Raw genomic sequence first — 15,208 nt, forward strand, 5'->3', positions numbered from 1 at the left:
GTCGTCGATTGATCCCTCATTATAGCAATGAACACAGCCATCCGATAGGACAGAAGCCCTTGACAAAGACGGCAGGTTTAACTTTTCTGTGTCCGCTCGGTCAACCTTCGCATGTCTTGTCCTGCTTGATCATACAATGTACTGTTAACGAGCTGAGTTTGGGGGATCTTGCAATGTCTGCAGTGAGGATAGCACTGGGGATTAGTATGGTATGGATTACAGCGGCTTTGATCGTCGTGATGCTCTTATATCCGCAGCCGATCTTGCAGGCGGCGCTTACGGGAGTGGGCATATGGTGGGATGTGTTATTCCCTGCTCTGTTTCCTTTTTTTATCATTACTGAACTGCTGCTTAGCTACGGGATCGTCCATTTCTTCGGAACTCTGCTCGACCCGCTGATGCGCCCGCTGTTTCGGGTCCCGGGCATCGGCGGCTTCGTCATGGCCATGGGTTTCGCCTCCGGCTATCCCGTAGGTGCACGGCTGACCTCCCAGCTGTATGATCAGAAGCTCGTCAATAGCGAGGAGGGTGAGCGGCTGGTCGCCTTCACCTCCACCTCCGATCCCATCTTCCTCATCGGCGCCGTCTCCATTGGCTTCTTCCACAGCGTGGAGATTGCTCTGATCCTGGGTCTGGCTCATTACAGCACTGGGATCCTCATCGGCTTGCTGATGCGGTTCTATGCCCGGAAGCAAGCCATGACCCCGGCATCAGGCGAGCAAGAAGGCAGTCTCCTCTTACGCGCGTTTCGCAATATGCACCGCGCCCGGCTCGAACATCATCGGCCCTTCGGGGAGATGCTGCAGGAAGCTGCACTTACGGCTCTTCGCCTGATCTTCGTGATCGGCGGGCTCGTCGTCTTCTTCTCCGTATTGATCGAGGTTCTGACACAGACGAAGATCCTTCAGTCCTTGGGGGAGGGGATCTCCCGGATCTTGCATACCAGCGGAATGCCAGGAGAACTGGCCGATGCCTTCATCAACGGTCTATTTGAAGTGACCCTGGGTGCGAAAGCAGCCGGTGCAGCCGACGCCGATCTGCTCTACAGAGCCGCCGCCGCTGCCTTTATCCTCTCTTGGGCAGGACTCTCCGTTCATGCGCAGATCATCAGCTTGATGAGCCATACCGGCATGCGCTACCTCCCCTTCCTCCTCGCACGCCTCCTGCATGGTGTGCTGGCTATGGGGATGGTGTTCCTGCTCTGGCATGCCGCCGGTCCGGATGCGGCGATCTTCCAGAGCTGGGCGCAGCGCCTCACTCCTGTTGTCAGCCTGAACCCCGGTTCGCTTGCGTCCAAACTGCCGCATACGCTCTTCCTGATCAGCGCCGTCTTCCTGATGATGCTGGTCGTCCTTTCCCTCGCCGTCCACGGTATGCGCCGAATCTATCAGCTTATTGGCAAAAGCCGGCTGTGAACATCTCCTTGTTGTTTTCCCAGAAGGGTTTGATTATGATGAAGTAAGAGCAAAGCGCCTGGGGGTTATAGAAATTGAAATTTTACATTCATAATCGAGGAGATGAAGTATCACGCCAGCTGGAAGTTACCTTCCGCCGGCAAGCCGAAACCCACGGCCTGATCTGGGATGAGGAGAAACCGGATATCGTCGTCTCCATCGGCGGGGACGGGACATTATTGCATGCTTTTCACAAATATATCCATAGCATCGATCACGTCGCCTTCGTAGGCGTCCATACAGGGAATCTAGGATTCTATGCCGATTGGAAACCCGAGGAGATCGAGCGGCTGATCGAAGGGATGGGACTTCGGCAATACCGAATCGTCGAATACCCGCTCCTTGAACTCGAGATTGAAACCGATGCGGGAACGGAGTGCTTCTTGGCCTTGAATGAGGCCACGCTGAAGGGGATCGAGGCAACGCTGGTTGCACAGGTGAATATCAATGACGAGCAGTTTGAGATGTTCCGGGGAGACGGCATCTGTATCTCGACGCCTTCCGGGAGCACCGCTTATAACAAAGCCCTGGGCGGTGCGATCATCCATCCGTCGTTAGAGGCCCTGCAGGTCACGGAGATCGCTTCGATTAACAATCGGGTATACCGCACCCTCGGCTCGCCGATCGTCCTGCCGAAACATCATCATATTGACATCTATCCCGAGGCAGGCAAGCGGTTAATGCTGTCGATCGATCATATCTACAGAGAATATCCCAACATCCACTCCCTGCGGGCGAATGTGGCAGCCCGGAAGGTGAAGTTCTTTCGCTACCGTTCCTTCCCCTTCTGGAACCGTGTAGCCGATGCCTTCATCAGTGATCGGTCCAATTGAAGATCATCTTGTAACGAAACTTTTGAATCTTTCAAGAATCAGTATCATTCCTGAAATAACTGCAAGGGGTGGAAACTGCAGCCTAGTCAGTTGCAGCTTCCACCCCTTGTTTGATTCTAATCGTTCATTCATTCCTTGTTTAATGTTCAAGTACTTCGCATTCCTTGTTAAGCATTTCGAGAATCGCGGCCTGCTTTGCGGTCTTTGCGCGCATGTTCCGCGCGATGCTGTTGGTGATGATGTCTACGCATGGATTCATGGGCTTCTTTGGCCTCTCTGCGGGAATGTTTCGCATGCTCTCTATGATGAGAACGGGTTTCCTTGGACTCGCTCTGACGGTTCGTATGGGCGGGGCTGGACTCCTTGTGTTTATGCTGTGATTCCTTGTGCTGCGGATAGTGGTCTTGATGATCCAAAGCCTGGTCGATGGATTTGCTCTTGTTCGGAATCCGTTCCAGGACGAAGTATGCACACCCGAAGTTGCAGTATTCCTGGATGTATTCCTGCAAGGAAGTGATGCAAGTATCTTTGGTCCCTTTGGGATTCCCCTCGCGGTAAAATCCCTTCAACCTCAGCTGATTATATCCCCAGTCACCTACAATATAGTCATATCGATCAAGAATATCGCTGTAGCGTTCACGAAACGCTTCATAGTTCCAGCCGTTTTTGTTCTCATAGGCTAATTGGAATGTCCTTCCCCCTAATTGAATCACGCTTGATTCTCCTTCCGCTTCTTACGATTCAAGGACACGAACCGCCGCTTCTTTCTGTTCGCGGGCATGATACGAGCTGCGCACCAGCGGACCGGACTCGACGTGGCTGAAGCCCCGCTTCATTCCCTCTTCACGCAGCCGGTCGAACTCTTCCGGCGTATAATACCGCTCCACTGGCAGATGCTTCGTGCTCGGCTGGAGGTATTGTCCGATGGTCAAGATGTCGCACTGAACCGCACGAAGATCGTCCATGGTGTGCAGGATCTCATCCCAAGTTTCGCCTACGCCGACCATGATACTGGACTTAGTCGGGATCTTCGGGCTGTATTCCTTCGAACGCTGCAGCAGCTCCAAGGAACGGCGGTACTTCGCCTTCGCTCGTACGCGGTCCGACAGCCGTTCTACCGTCTCTACGTTGTGGTTCAACACATGCGGTTTCGCGTCCAATACGGTATAAAGTGCATCCCAGTTCCCTTGGAAATCCGGGATCAAGACTTCCACATCACAGAATGGCAGTCTCTCCTTCACGGCACGAATCGTCATGGCGAAGATCTGCGCTCCGCCGTCAGCGAGATCATCTCTTGCTACCGAAGTGATCACACAGTGTCTCAATCCCATCTGCTCTGCCGCCTCTGCGACGCGCTCGGGTTCTTGCAGATCAAGCTCCGTCGGCAAACCACTGTTCACAGCACAGAAACGGCAAGCACGGGTGCAGATATCGCCTAAGATCATGAATGTCGCTGTGCGGCTGGCCCAGCATTCATGAAGATTCGGACATCTCGCTTCTTCACACACGGTATGTAACGTCTTAGAGCGCATCATCTGTTTGATCTCTTTAAAATGCTGCGCTTCCTGCTCACTAACCAGTTTGATCTTCAGCCAATCCGGCTTTCTTTGTAATGGTTTCATCGCCATACTCCATCCACCTTTCTCTATACAGCTATTATAACACGTTATGAACAGCCTGCCACCCGACGATGCGCAAATTCACATCAAGTCGATGTATGAACTAGAGATATGTCAGCAAAAATATGTAAGGGTAAAACCTTCAATAACAGCACAAACTACGGCTTATGAATAGGATGGACGGAGGCTGCACGGATCATGATACGCATCTGCATCATCGTACTATCCTGCGTTGTAATAACAGGTTTGAACATGCCGGCAGCGGCATACGCCCTGGATCCGCCGCCAACGGTTCAGCAAACGAATCTTCCACAAGAAGGAAAAGTGTGGACGGAGGAGGAGAGACGGGAGGAATGGCAGGTCTTGTTCGATCAGCTCAGCACCCTTACGGGTATTCCCTGGTATTGGTTCGCTGCGATTAATCAATATGAACGAACGATCAATCAAGTCCACCGTTCCAGAAAGCCGCTGAATGATCAGCTGATCAATATCTATATCTCCGAAGCTCGCTGGTCAGGTGCGCTGAACCCGGATCAACAGGACACCGATCCGCTGTCGATCCGCTTCTTCCAAGGCATCGGCTTGGACGGCGATCACGACGGCCGCGCTGATCGCACAAATCCAATCGATGTGCTGTACACCGTTGCCGATCACTTGCTCAGATACGGCACCACGGAGCGGAAGCTGAAAGCAGCGCTATGGGAGTTCTATCACAACCCGCGAAGCGTACAGCGCATTGAACAGTTTGCCAAGATGTATCAGGCCTTCGGGACGCTGGATCTTACCAAGCGGGCATTCCCCATACCGCTCCGCTCCAATTATTCCTACCGCAGCACATGGGGAGCACCGCGCGGTTGGGGTGGAAGGCGCATCCATGAAGGGACCGATATCTTCGCCGACCACGGCACGCCTGTGCGCTCCACCTGCTACGGGATGATCGAAGTCATGGGCTGGAACCGATACGGCGGCTGGCGAATCGGAATTCGGGATATCAATAACGTCTATCACTACTTCGCGCATCTTTCCGGCTTTAACCAAGAACTGGAAGAGGGCAGCCTCGTTGAGCCGGGACAGACGATCGGCTGGGTAGGCAGCTCCGGTTACGGGAAACCCGGCACGTCCGGCAAATTCCCGCCGCACCTGCACTACGGCATGTACCGGGACCACGGGCTGGCGGAATGGTCCTTTGATCCGTATCCTTATTTGAAGCGGTGGGAGCAAGAAGAACGGCGGAACAAAAAATAATGAATCACATCGGCAGTACACAGAGATTCACTGAATCCAAACACCAATGGAGGCGGGTGCCCTCGATTCCGCGAGCGGCCACCGCCTCCTTGTCTTAATGGCTTCCCGATTCCATGACCCCTCCTGCCGCACCAGCATCCGATTGAATCGAGGGAATCGCAGGGATCGACAGACTTGGCACAGCACCTTGACTGCCGATTCCCACGGGATTGCCCTGATAGTCGAAGTAATACATCGGCACATCGCCAACGACCAGCATATAGGAGATCGGGATATTTGTAGTCAGTACTTCCGGCTGCGAAGCGAAAGGGATGATGACCATCAGTTCCGCGTGAATCTGCAGATAGACTTCGACGAGCAGCATATTGATGCCGGCATCCCTCTCCCGCGTCTTGAGCTCCACCTTCGCATGTCCCAGCGGAGCGAAGCGAATCGGGATATCCGGACCCGCCGAAGCGAACAAGGTACTCCCCAGAGCAATTCCCAGCGGCACCTTCTCCGGTTTCATGCTGATCTCATGCAGCAGATCCTCTACGTGGGTCACGGCGTCAGCGGCGATTTTCATGTGCTGGGCATAGTTCAGATTAAAACCGCTGATCTGGCCGTTAGCATCCATCTTCCAATCGACGAGGTCGGTGAAGTTCGCGGAGTTCGCGATGCGCTGGGGCAGAACAGAGTTGATCGCTTCTGTCGCCGTTTGCTTGAGGCGGAAGGAAGCGAGGTTCAGCAGATGCGGTTTGATATTCCGCTCTACGATGACGAAGGTCTGGATCGCGAAGAACACCATGATGATCAGCATGATCAACAAGATATTCCTGCGGCTAAGGGGTTTGATAGGGCGTCTGACAGGGCGGCTGTGCCATCGGATCTTGGCCAAGAGCTTACACCCCCTCATGCTGCATCGACATCTGGACAGACAGGCAGCCTTATTCCCCATATATATGCTTGCTGCAGGCCGTCTATCACCATCTTCAGAAGCCAGGATACCGGCTCCACACCGAAACCTTCACTTAAGCATACGCTGATTTGAGGAGGTGTGATTGGATGGGATCGCGCAAGGGCAGCAATCGGAGCATGAAGCGCAAGGGAGTTTCACGCGGCCGGATCAACGCCAAGAACAGCAGCGGTCCAGTCAGCAGCAAGAATGGAAGCGATCCCTTCGCCAATTACACCTTACAAGATCTCTTAAAGGGCAAACATCTAGAGATCATCACCGCCGCACTTCTGTTATCCGGCAAATTGAAAGTGGATGCCGTAACCTTCTTTCGCGGATCAACTGTGATCCAGGTAGGATTATTAGGGCAGTTGAATCAGAAGGGAAGCAACAATAACAACAGCAAGTCGAACGCTCTGGCAGACTTTCTCGCCGAGAACGGCGACTTGTCCATCGATGATATCATCGCTGCGTTTCAGAAGAGAATGAGACAAAGGAGGAGATGAGTGCTGTGAGCGAGATTGACGGGGAGAAGATCACCCATGGAGCCATGCTCGTGGCTGTAATCCTGCTGCTGATCTTCGGTTCTGGACGATTTGCAAAGCGCGCCATAGCTCCATAATAGAAGCGTTCGGCACATTCAACGAAGACAAGCCACCTTCGTCTTATGCGCCGAACGCTTCCTGCTGTCTGATACATTATGTGCGATCATCTGGAATTTATAGATTGTTGATTGAAAATGCCCGCTGCCGCATCGCTTCGAACAACAGGACCGTTGCTGCCATGGCCGCATTCAGCGACTCCGCCTTGCCCAGCATCGGGATCGTAATCACCTCATCGACTTCCGCAGCTGCAGCTGCAGAGACGCCGGCTCCCTCGTTGCCGATGATGAACCAGACCGGCTTGCGCCAATCCCATTCATAGCAAGTACGGGAAGCCTCAAGTCCGGTGCTGAGGATCGGGATCCCCCGCTTCTTCGCCTGCCGCAGATAAGGCACCAGATCACCCTCCAGGATCGGGATGCGAAACATCGCCCCCATCGTCGCGCGAACGGTCTTTGGATTGTAGAGATCGGCCGAGCCTTTGCCCAGGATCATCGCTGTAGCTCCGGAAGCTTCCGCACTGCGGATAATCGTGCCCACATTGCCCGGATCCTGCACTTGGTCAAGAACGATAACCAAGGGCCGTTCCTGTTGCCAGAGGACATTTTCCTCCGCTTCTTGTTTCGCCACCACAGCGAAGACCCCCTGCGGCGTCTGGGTTGACGTGCATTTCTTCAGCACTTGTTCACTGACAGCGATCCATTCGCAGGGATGAGAGCGGTAAGCCTGCAATTCCCCCGGCAATGGCTTGTCCAATGCATATGCGATGCATTCCACTTCACAGCCTGCCTGCAGCGCTTCTTGGACCAGATGGATCCCTTCGACAAGGTATCGGCCCTGTTCCTCCCGGCCTTTCTTCGTAAGCAGTTCAGCCCAGCGCTTCACTCTGGGATTATGTACAGATGTAATCATCGTATTCACTGGTCTACTCCTCAAATGATCTTTCAAACTTGCGCAGATCTTCATTGCTGCCGACGACGACAAGGACATCATCCTTCTGGATCACGTCTTCGGCGCGCGGCGCAATATTCATCTGGTCTTGCGTCTTAATCGCCATCACGTTGCAGCCGTACTTCGCACGGATATCCAGATCCCTCAAGCTCTTGCCAACCATTCGGGGCGTCACATGGATCTCCACGATGCTGTAGTCTTCCGATAGTTCGATGTAGTCGAGGATATTCGGTGAGATGAGATGATGGGCGACCCGCATCCCCATATCCCGCTCCGGGAAGATGACTTTATCGGCGCCGATTTTGGTCAGCACCTTGCCGTGGAGTTCCGTCTGGGCCTTCACAACCAGCATCCCTACGCCCATCTCCTTCAGGACCAGAGAGGTGAGGATGCTCGCTTGAATGTCTTGGCCGATCGCCACGACCACCACATCGAAGTTGCGGATGCCGATGGCCCGCAGCGCCTCCTCATCGGTGCTGTCCGCTTGTACGGCATGGGTCACCTGATTCAACACGTCTTCGATGCGGTCCTCAGCCTTATCGATCGCCAATACTTCATAACCGAGCCGGTACAGGGATGTGGCCACACTCGAGCCGAATCGTCCCATCCCGATGACAGCAAACTGTTTCTTCATCCCGTCCCTAAACCGTCCTTTCCATCATCTGCAAGCTGATCATATTATAACACAGCCCATATCATATCATAGCCCTTAAGGAAGTTGCGCATATTACCTAGAGAACAACATCACAGCTAACAAGCCAAACACACATCCTATGAAGCGTATCAAGGATAGATGGAGGTTCATCCCATGATCAATCTGAACTTGCGCGATGCGATTATTCAACGCGTCCAGGACCGCGATGAGGAAGAACTGCTGGCGATTATCAATGATTCCATGCACAGCGACGAAAGAGCCCTGCCCGGCTTAGGCGTCCTGTTTGAGGTCATGTGGGATCATATCGATCAGTCCATGAAGGATCAGCTCATCCAAGTGCTCAAACAAAATCTGCCTGCTTCCACATAGTCAAAAAGAGGGGTCTATCCCCTCTTTTTGCGTGAATGGAGCGTCACGGCGCCGTATCAAGGAAATTCGCCTCCGGCATCTTCTCCATCGCCGACCTTAGAGCATATTCGTTTTCGAATAAAGCCACTTTGTTGCCGTTCTTATCCGTGACGAGAGTCGAGTTCACCCTGAACTTATTCGGATCTGCATCGATTCCCGTAATCCAGCGGGCGAACTGATAGGGCAGACGCTGCAATTCGAGCTCGACTTGATATTCATGCTTCATGCGATATTCGAATACCTCAAATTGCAGCTGACCGACGACACCGAGGATGATATCCTCGAAACCGATCGTGCGGAAGACTTGCACTGTCCCCTCTTCCGTCAGCTGATCGAGGCCTTTTTGAAATTGCTTATGTTTAAGGGCGTTCTTCACCGTCAGCTTCGCGAAGATCTCCGGTGAGAAGGTGGGCAATTCATCGTACACCAGACTGCCCTTTTCGACCAATGTGTCGCCGATACGGAAGATGCCTGGATCGAAGAGACCGATGATATCCCCCGGATAGGCCACCTCCGTAATATCCCTCTCCTGCGCCAGGAACTGCTGCGGCTGCGATAACTTGATATCCTTGCCCTGGCGAACATGGCGAACCGTCATGTTGCGGGTGAACTTGCCGGATACGATGCGTACAAATGCAAGCCGATCCCGATGCGCCGGATTCATGTTCGCTTGGATCTTGAAGACGTAGCCGGAGAATGTCTCCCAGCTTGGCTCAACCATCCCCTCGCTGCTGTGACGCGGAGCAGGCGGGGGCGCGAGCTGCAAGAAATTCTCCAGGAAGGTCTGGACACCGAAGTTATTAATCGCACTTCCGAAGAAGACGGGCGTCAGCTGCCCGTTGGCGATCTTCTCCAGATCAAAGCTGTCCCCGGCGACCTCCAATAACTCCAGCTCTTCTCGAACCTGCTCGAAGAGGTGCTCGCCGGCGATTTGTTTAATTTTCTCATCCTCATAACCCTGTACCTTCTCCACAACGATCTTCGAGTGATCGGCCCCTTGGTACAACTCCACCTGCTGTTTGCGGCGGTCATAGATGCCGCACAGGCTGCGTCCCATGCCGATCGGCCAATTCATCGGATAGGAGCGGATGCCGAGAACCTTCTCCAACTCTTCCAGCAGATCGAAGGGATCCCTGCCGTCCCGGTCTAATTTGTTGATGAAGGTGAAGATCGGTATGCCCCGCTTGCTGCATACTTGGAACAGTTTCTTCGTCTGGACCTCGACGCCTTTGGCCGCATCGATCAACATGACGGCACAGTCCGCCGCGGTCAGCGTGCGGTACGTATCCTCGGAGAAATCCTGGTGACCCGGTGTATCCAGGATGTTCACTTTATAACCTTTGTATTCGAATTGCAGCACGGACGAAGTAACGGAGATGCCGCGCTGTTTCTCGATCTCCATCCAGTCGGAAGTCGCATGCCGGTTGGCCTTACGGCCCTTAACGGTGCCGGCTAATCGGATCGCGCCTCCGAACAACAGGAGCTTCTCGGTCAGCGTAGTTTTCCCCGCGTCCGGGTGAGAGATGATGGCAAAGGTTCTTCGCCGGTTAGTTTCTTCTAAAATCTCTTGTGCCAGATTCGGCATATGGTGTTCGATCCTTTCCCAATGGACTGCCTGTTATAATGGCTTCGATGAATAACAGATATTCTTAATCTTGCCGTTTCCATGATTGTTCATGTCTTGTTGGTCTGTGCTATGTAAACTATGCGCCTTAAAGATGCCTTTAAGATTTTAAAACATCTCCCGGAGCAAGTTCAAGCTTTTGGTCCAAAAAAATAAGGGCCTTACGGCCCTCTCAATCCCTCTGCAGCTGTCAGATGCCTGAACCGCTCACGGTCCAAATGACCGCATCGTCTTCTTGCCCCTGTACCGGCCACCACTTGAACCCGTCTCTCGCCAGCAGCTGATGGGATTCCTCTGGCCCCCAGCTTCCCGCTGGATAATAAGTAAGGTCGCTGCTGTCCTCATTCCATGCTTCGGCGATCCGGTCGATGAACTGCCATGCGAGGGATACTTCATCCCAACGGGTGAAGTAGGTCGAGTCCCCTCTAACGGCATCATACAGCAACCGCTCATATGCTTCCGGCGTGTTATAGCCGACTCTGCAGCTCTGGCAGAAGTCGACGGCTACCGGGATGACTTCCGGTTGACCATCGTTATTGCTCTCCGGATTCTTCGCATTCATCTTGAAGTAGATGCCCTCCATCGGGTTCACGCGGATGACGAGCAGATTAGGTTCCAATCTGTTCTTCTCTGCGAAATACATCCGTTCCGGAACATTCTTAAACTCGATGACGACTTCCGTGCTCTTCGTCGCGAGCCGCTTGCCGGTGCGAATATAGAACGGCACTCCGGCCCAGCGGAAATTATCTACATACAGCTTCGCTGCGAAGAAGGTATCGGTAACGGAAGCCGGATTCACACCGGGTTCCTCACGATATGCGGGCATGGCCTTGCCGTCCTTCGTACCCGCGGTGTACTGACCGCGCACGACATGCTTCAGAACATCTTCGCGCGATTGGAATCTGCGCAGCGAGCGCAGCACTTTCACCTTCTCATCGCGAATCGCTTCCGGATGCAGTCTGCTCGGCGGCTCCATCGCGATCATCGTCAGCATCTGCAGCATATGGTTCTGCACCATATCGCGCAGCGCACCGGATTTCTCGTAGTATGCTCCGCGCTCTTCAACGCCGACGGTCTCGCTCATCGTGATCTGTACATTAGCGATGTATTTGTTATTCCACAACGGTTCAAAAAGCGCATTGGAGAATCTCAGAACCTCGATATTCTGCACCATCTCCTTGCCGAGATAGTGATCGATCCGGTAGATCTCGTCCTCTTTAAACACGCTCGTGATCTCTTCATTCAGCACCGCTGCGGAATGCTGGTCATAGCCGAAGGGCTTCTCGATGACAAGCCGGTGCCAGCCGTCTGTTTCTAACAATCCCCCTGCCTTCAGATGCTCGGCCACGGTGCCGAAATGTTCTGGTGCAAGGGCCAGATAGAACAGGCGATTGCCAGCGATATTGAACCTCGCTTCAACTTGCTGTGTAAGTTCATTCAGCTGGCGGAATCCTTCTAAGTTGTTGATATCAAGAGACATATACGTGAAATGTTCGGCGAATGCCGTCCATTCAACATCATCAATCTTCTTATAACGTGCGAATTCTTGAATCGAGCGGTATACATCGTCACGGAACTGCTCATTCGTCTTAGGTCGGCGAGCCAAGCCGATCACAGCGAACTTCTCGCCTATTTTCCGTTCGCGGTAGAGACTGAAGATTGCTGGGAACAGCTTGCGTTTCGCTAGGTCGCCAGTTGCACCGAAGATGAAGAAGACTGCTCCGCCGTTCAAGTTTTCATTCACCATTTGTCCCATACCTCATCACTTTCCTACTTTCCTATGTAATATAATTTGATTCAGTTTAGCACATAATCAGAATGGATTCCATCAAAATCTTATTAATTCGAGTAATTTAGTTGGATATCTCAGATCCACAAGAGTTTCTCATATCTGTAACACTTTATATGTTCATCATAACCCCGGCATTTATAACCCATCTTCTCATAAAAACCCATGGTCTTCGCATTGGCCGCATCGACATATAAGAAAGCATAAGCTAATCCATGACACCTCGCCCAGCGTTCTGCAGCAACGATCAGTGAAGTACCCAGACCCTGACTCCGAGCACGGCGGTTTACAACCAGCAAGTCGATGTACAAACCGTTGCCGATCCGCGTGAACAACACGAATCCGTAAGCTGCTTTGTGCCTTCCACCGATGACTAGCCCTTCACTTGTGCGTAAACGCTTCAAGAGATCCTTGCGTGAGAATCGAACACCGGGGAAGGAACGACGTGTATATGGCCACAATTCATGATAGACCAACTGAATGATCCGCTCGTAGTCCCCGCGGTGCACTTTTCTAATCATGCATACCCCTCCTCGCTTCATAGGTTATCCTATGGAAGCGATGGAGCTTTGGCATGGGTTTGAGTCGATGAATAATGAAAAACACAGATCCAAGCGTCTGTGCCTTATGAGTTATAGATACGGAATTTTATTGTACCACATCCAATTGGGCAATGAAAGCCGCATGAATGTCGATAATTGTCGGAAAATTGGCATTATGGTCGATCATACTTCATATTCAGACTGTGTAGTTGTTTCCTTTCATTTTGTGACTGATATCGCAGCGTAGCACGAACAGCGAGGATCATCACTTTCTTCCTGCGCACTTCATTGTTCCCATGAAAAAACTCCGCATCTCTTGCCAGATCCAACAAAGCTTCGCAAGATGCTTTAACCGTTAATTCTTCATCGCGGATAAAATAATAACAGATTTGATAACAGAATGTTTCATACTCTCTTAGGATCACTGCTTTGTTCAGTATATCCATGATATGATTACCTCTCGTGAATATGGTATGTGGAAGAATGATGGGAGCGGCTCTCCAACTGTCCAGTTGCCCATTCGTCCGTTCTTGGGACGATCTGTCGAACACCTCCAAGAGTCTCCAGTGCTCCCTTATATATAGACGGTATTTCTCCATAATTCCTTACGAATCAATTTGATAAATCCAGTCAAAAAAAAGAAGAACAGCGGAGTATTACGCTGCTCTTAGAATTTGCCTTTCTACGTATACATTCCTTCATGCCTGCCATGGATCAGAATATGATGCTGTAAAATCAAAAAAAGCTCATTAGATGATCACTAATGAACTATAATTCTCATAGTGTCTTATATGATGAGATTATATGATGCCGATGGTGGGAATCGAACCCACACTCCTTTTGGGAACACGATTTTGAGTCGTGCGCGTCTGCCAGTTCCGCCACATCGGCTCGGCAACATGTAAGAATGAAATAAGAATGAAAAAATGGCGTGCCCTAAGAGATTCGAACTCCTGACCTTTTGATTCGTAGTCAAACGCTCTATCCAGCTGAGCTAAGGGCACGTATGCCGAGGACCGGACTTGAACCGGTACGGTAGTCACCTACCGAAGGATTTTAAGTCCTTTGCGTCTGCCAATTCCGCCACCCCGGCGCGATCATAAGTGGAGGCGCCACCCAGATTCGAACTGGGGATAGAGCTTTTGCAGAGCTCTGCCTTACCACTTGGCTATGGCGCCATAAAAAGAAATGGAGCGGACGACGAGATTCGAACTCGCGACCCTCGCCTTGGCAAGGCGATGCTCTACCACTGAGCCACGTCCGCATAAGAAGGATGGCTGGGGATCTAGGATTCGAACCTAGGAATCACGGAGTCAAAGTCCGTTGCCTTACCGCTTGGCTAATCCCCAATATTAGATGAGGGCGATCGATGGGAATCGAACCCACGAATGTCGGAGCCACAATCCGATGCGTTAACCACTTCGCCACGATCGCCGCATGTTGTTGATGGCAGGGGCAGCAGGAGTCGAACCCACACTAACGGTTTTGGAGACCGCTGTTCTACCATTAAACTATGCCCCTGCGGTAGAATGGTGGAGGCTGATGGATTCGAACCACCGAACCCTTACGGGAGCAGATTTACAGTCTGCCGCGTTTGGCCACTTCGCTAAGCCTCCACGTATTAGAAGCACGACATCTGCTGCTCCATGGTGCCGGCGAGAGGACTTGAACCCCCAACCTACTGATTACAAGTCAGTTGCTCTACCAATTGAGCTACACCGGCATATTCGATGATGTTCAACCTTGTCGTGCTTACCGCCGAGACCGGCAGTTTGTGGCGCTCGAGACGGAATCCATCCCTTCGGCGTGATCCCAATCCGCCACTCTAGATGGTGGCTCGGGACGGAATCGAACCGCCGACACGAGGATTTTCAGTCCTCTGCTCTACCGACTGAGCTACCGAGCCGCAAAAATTATTATAACACAAATCCATTGGATGTAAAAGTGTAATGGCGGAGCCGACGGGATTCGAACCCGCGTTCTCCTGCGTGACAGGCAGGCATGTTAGGCCTCTACACCACGGCTCCTCAATTGCGGGGGCAGGATTTGAACCTGCGGCCTTCGGGTTATGAGCCCGACGAGCTACCGGACTGCTCCACCCCGCGACATTATGATCTCCCTGCAGTATCTCTTTCATCTGGGGGATGATTAAGTGGTGGAGGCTGACGGGATCGAACCGCCGACCCTCTGCTTGTAAGGCAGATGCTCTCCCAGCTGAGCTAAGCCTCCATGTTATGACCCGTAGGGGATTCGAACCCCTGTTACCTCCGTGAAAGGGAGGTGTCTTAACCTCTTGACCAACGGGCCATATGTATAGATCACATAAGTTGACTGGCGGAGAGAGAGGGATTCGAACCCTCGAGACGCGGTTAACGTCTACACGATTTCCAATCGTGCTCCTTCGACCTCTCGGACATCTCTCCATATGGCTCCCCGAGCAGGACTCGAACCTGCGACAACTCGATTAACAGTCGAGTGCTCTACCGGCTGAGCTATCGGGGAATGATCTTACTATTGTGTTAAGTTGTGGTGAGGCTTGGCAACGTCCTGCT

At 52.3% G+C, this 15,208-nt stretch carries 14 protein-coding genes and 17 tRNA genes; 5 read left to right on the top strand and 26 right to left on the bottom strand.

The annotated features are described in order from the left end of the window. Positions 1-173 precede the first annotated feature (173 nt). Together spoVV and PRECH8_RS12940 are read left to right on the top strand one after the other, a co-directional pair. Positions 174-1,415, top strand: a complete 1,242-nt coding sequence (gene spoVV / locus PRECH8_RS12935; RefSeq protein WP_308808494.1) for a dipicolinic acid transporter SpoVV — start codon at positions 174-176, stop codon at positions 1,413-1,415. A gap of 74 nt (positions 1,416-1,489) precedes the next feature. Beyond that, complete coding sequence (locus PRECH8_RS12940; protein WP_200967523.1) at positions 1,490-2,287, top strand: NAD kinase; 798 nt, start codon at positions 1,490-1,492, stop codon at positions 2,285-2,287. A gap of 167 nt (positions 2,288-2,454) precedes the next feature. Here the strand turns inward: PRECH8_RS12940 and PRECH8_RS12945 are convergent, their stop codons facing one another. After that, on the bottom strand, positions 2,455-3,000 hold the full coding sequence (locus tag PRECH8_RS12945) for a YutD family protein (protein WP_200967524.1): 546 nt from the start codon (positions 2,998-3,000) through the stop codon (positions 2,455-2,457). A gap of 21 nt (positions 3,001-3,021) precedes the next feature. Beyond that, positions 3,022-3,909 (bottom strand): lipoyl synthase, encoded by an 888-nt coding sequence (lipA, locus tag PRECH8_RS12950; protein ID WP_371871217.1) that lies wholly within the window; start codon positions 3,907-3,909, stop codon positions 3,022-3,024. 195 nt (positions 3,910-4,104) lie between these two features. On the opposite strand from lipA, the gene PRECH8_RS12955 reads away from it, so the two are divergent. Continuing rightward, positions 4,105-5,151, top strand: coding sequence for a M23 family metallopeptidase (locus PRECH8_RS12955; protein WP_200967526.1), 1,047 nt, complete (start codon positions 4,105-4,107; stop codon positions 5,149-5,151). 94 nt (positions 5,152-5,245) lie between these two features. Here PRECH8_RS12955 and yunB read toward each other — a convergent pair whose 3' ends face one another. After that, complete coding sequence (gene yunB, locus PRECH8_RS12960; RefSeq protein ID WP_242457579.1) at positions 5,246-6,028, bottom strand: sporulation protein YunB; 783 nt, start codon at positions 6,026-6,028, stop codon at positions 5,246-5,248. 167 nt (positions 6,029-6,195) lie between these two features. Between yunB and PRECH8_RS12965 the strand changes: the two genes are divergently transcribed. Beyond that, on the top strand, positions 6,196-6,591 hold the full coding sequence (locus PRECH8_RS12965; RefSeq protein WP_242457580.1) for a hypothetical protein: 396 nt from the start codon (positions 6,196-6,198) through the stop codon (positions 6,589-6,591). A gap of 213 nt (positions 6,592-6,804) precedes the next feature. Here the strand turns inward: PRECH8_RS12965 and PRECH8_RS12970 are convergent, their stop codons facing one another. Then, positions 6,805-7,599, bottom strand: a complete 795-nt coding sequence (locus PRECH8_RS12970) for a TrmH family RNA methyltransferase (protein WP_200967536.1) — start codon at positions 7,597-7,599, stop codon at positions 6,805-6,807. A 13-nt stretch (positions 7,600-7,612) separates the two neighbouring features. Then, complete coding sequence (locus PRECH8_RS12975) at positions 7,613-8,272, bottom strand: potassium channel family protein (RefSeq protein WP_200967528.1); 660 nt, start codon at positions 8,270-8,272, stop codon at positions 7,613-7,615. A 174-nt stretch (positions 8,273-8,446) separates the two neighbouring features. Here PRECH8_RS12975 and sspI point away from each other — a divergent pair, with 174 nt between their 5' ends. Then, positions 8,447-8,662 (top strand): small acid-soluble spore protein SspI, encoded by a 216-nt coding sequence (gene sspI / locus PRECH8_RS12980; protein ID WP_242457581.1) that lies wholly within the window; start codon positions 8,447-8,449, stop codon positions 8,660-8,662. 43 nt (positions 8,663-8,705) lie between these two features. Here the strand turns inward: sspI and PRECH8_RS12985 are convergent, their stop codons facing one another. The 21 genes from PRECH8_RS12985 to PRECH8_RS13085 form a co-directional block, all read right to left on the bottom strand. Continuing rightward, positions 8,706-10,286, bottom strand: a complete 1,581-nt coding sequence (locus PRECH8_RS12985; RefSeq protein ID WP_200967529.1) for a peptide chain release factor 3 — start codon at positions 10,284-10,286, stop codon at positions 8,706-8,708. 229 nt (positions 10,287-10,515) lie between these two features. After that, entirely contained in the window at positions 10,516-12,081 is a 1,566-nt protein-coding gene (gene zwf / locus PRECH8_RS12990) for a glucose-6-phosphate dehydrogenase (RefSeq protein ID WP_242457582.1), read from the bottom strand. 110 nt (positions 12,082-12,191) lie between these two features. Then, complete coding sequence (locus tag PRECH8_RS12995; RefSeq protein ID WP_200967530.1) at positions 12,192-12,635, bottom strand: GNAT family N-acetyltransferase; 444 nt, start codon at positions 12,633-12,635, stop codon at positions 12,192-12,194. A 194-nt stretch (positions 12,636-12,829) separates the two neighbouring features. After that, a complete protein-coding gene (locus PRECH8_RS13000) occupies positions 12,830-13,102 on the bottom strand; it encodes a hypothetical protein (RefSeq protein ID WP_200967531.1) in 273 nt (90 codons plus the stop codon). Positions 13,103-13,464: 362 nt separating this feature from the next. Continuing rightward, positions 13,465-13,547: transfer RNA gene (locus PRECH8_RS13005), tRNA-Leu, on the bottom strand. 36 nt (positions 13,548-13,583) lie between these two features. Continuing rightward, a tRNA-Arg gene (locus tag PRECH8_RS13010) sits at positions 13,584-13,660 on the bottom strand. A 3-nt stretch (positions 13,661-13,663) separates the two neighbouring features. Further along, a tRNA-Leu gene (locus PRECH8_RS13015) sits at positions 13,664-13,749 on the bottom strand. 11 nt (positions 13,750-13,760) lie between these two features. Then, positions 13,761-13,834 (bottom strand) — tRNA-Cys (locus PRECH8_RS13020). A gap of 11 nt (positions 13,835-13,845) precedes the next feature. Beyond that, positions 13,846-13,920: transfer RNA gene (locus tag PRECH8_RS13025), tRNA-Gly, on the bottom strand. 10 nt (positions 13,921-13,930) lie between these two features. Then, a tRNA-Gln gene (locus tag PRECH8_RS13030) sits at positions 13,931-14,005 on the bottom strand. Positions 14,006-14,017: 12 nt separating this feature from the next. Further along, a tRNA-His gene (locus tag PRECH8_RS13035) sits at positions 14,018-14,090 on the bottom strand. Positions 14,091-14,103: 13 nt separating this feature from the next. After that, positions 14,104-14,177 (bottom strand) — tRNA-Trp (locus PRECH8_RS13040). Between the two features lie 9 nt (positions 14,178-14,186). Then, positions 14,187-14,272, bottom strand: a tRNA-Tyr gene (locus PRECH8_RS13045). 31 nt (positions 14,273-14,303) lie between these two features. Continuing rightward, a tRNA-Thr gene (locus PRECH8_RS13050) sits at positions 14,304-14,379 on the bottom strand. Positions 14,380-14,486: 107 nt separating this feature from the next. Then, a tRNA-Phe gene (locus tag PRECH8_RS13055) sits at positions 14,487-14,562 on the bottom strand. A 44-nt stretch (positions 14,563-14,606) separates the two neighbouring features. Then, positions 14,607-14,683, bottom strand: a tRNA-Asp gene (locus PRECH8_RS13060). Between the two features lie 4 nt (positions 14,684-14,687). Further along, positions 14,688-14,761 (bottom strand) — tRNA-Met (locus PRECH8_RS13065). Positions 14,762-14,809: 48 nt separating this feature from the next. Continuing rightward, positions 14,810-14,885, bottom strand: a tRNA-Val gene (locus tag PRECH8_RS13070). A gap of 6 nt (positions 14,886-14,891) precedes the next feature. Further along, positions 14,892-14,963, bottom strand: a tRNA-Glu gene (locus PRECH8_RS13075). Positions 14,964-14,988: 25 nt separating this feature from the next. Next, positions 14,989-15,079: transfer RNA gene (locus tag PRECH8_RS13080), tRNA-Ser, on the bottom strand. A 3-nt stretch (positions 15,080-15,082) separates the two neighbouring features. Next, a tRNA-Asn gene (locus PRECH8_RS13085) sits at positions 15,083-15,158 on the bottom strand. Positions 15,159-15,208: the final 50 nt, after the last annotated feature.

The sequence above is a fragment of the Insulibacter thermoxylanivorax genome, from assembly GCF_015472005.1.
GTDB lineage: Bacteria > Bacillota > Bacilli > Paenibacillales > DA-C8 > Insulibacter > Insulibacter thermoxylanivorax.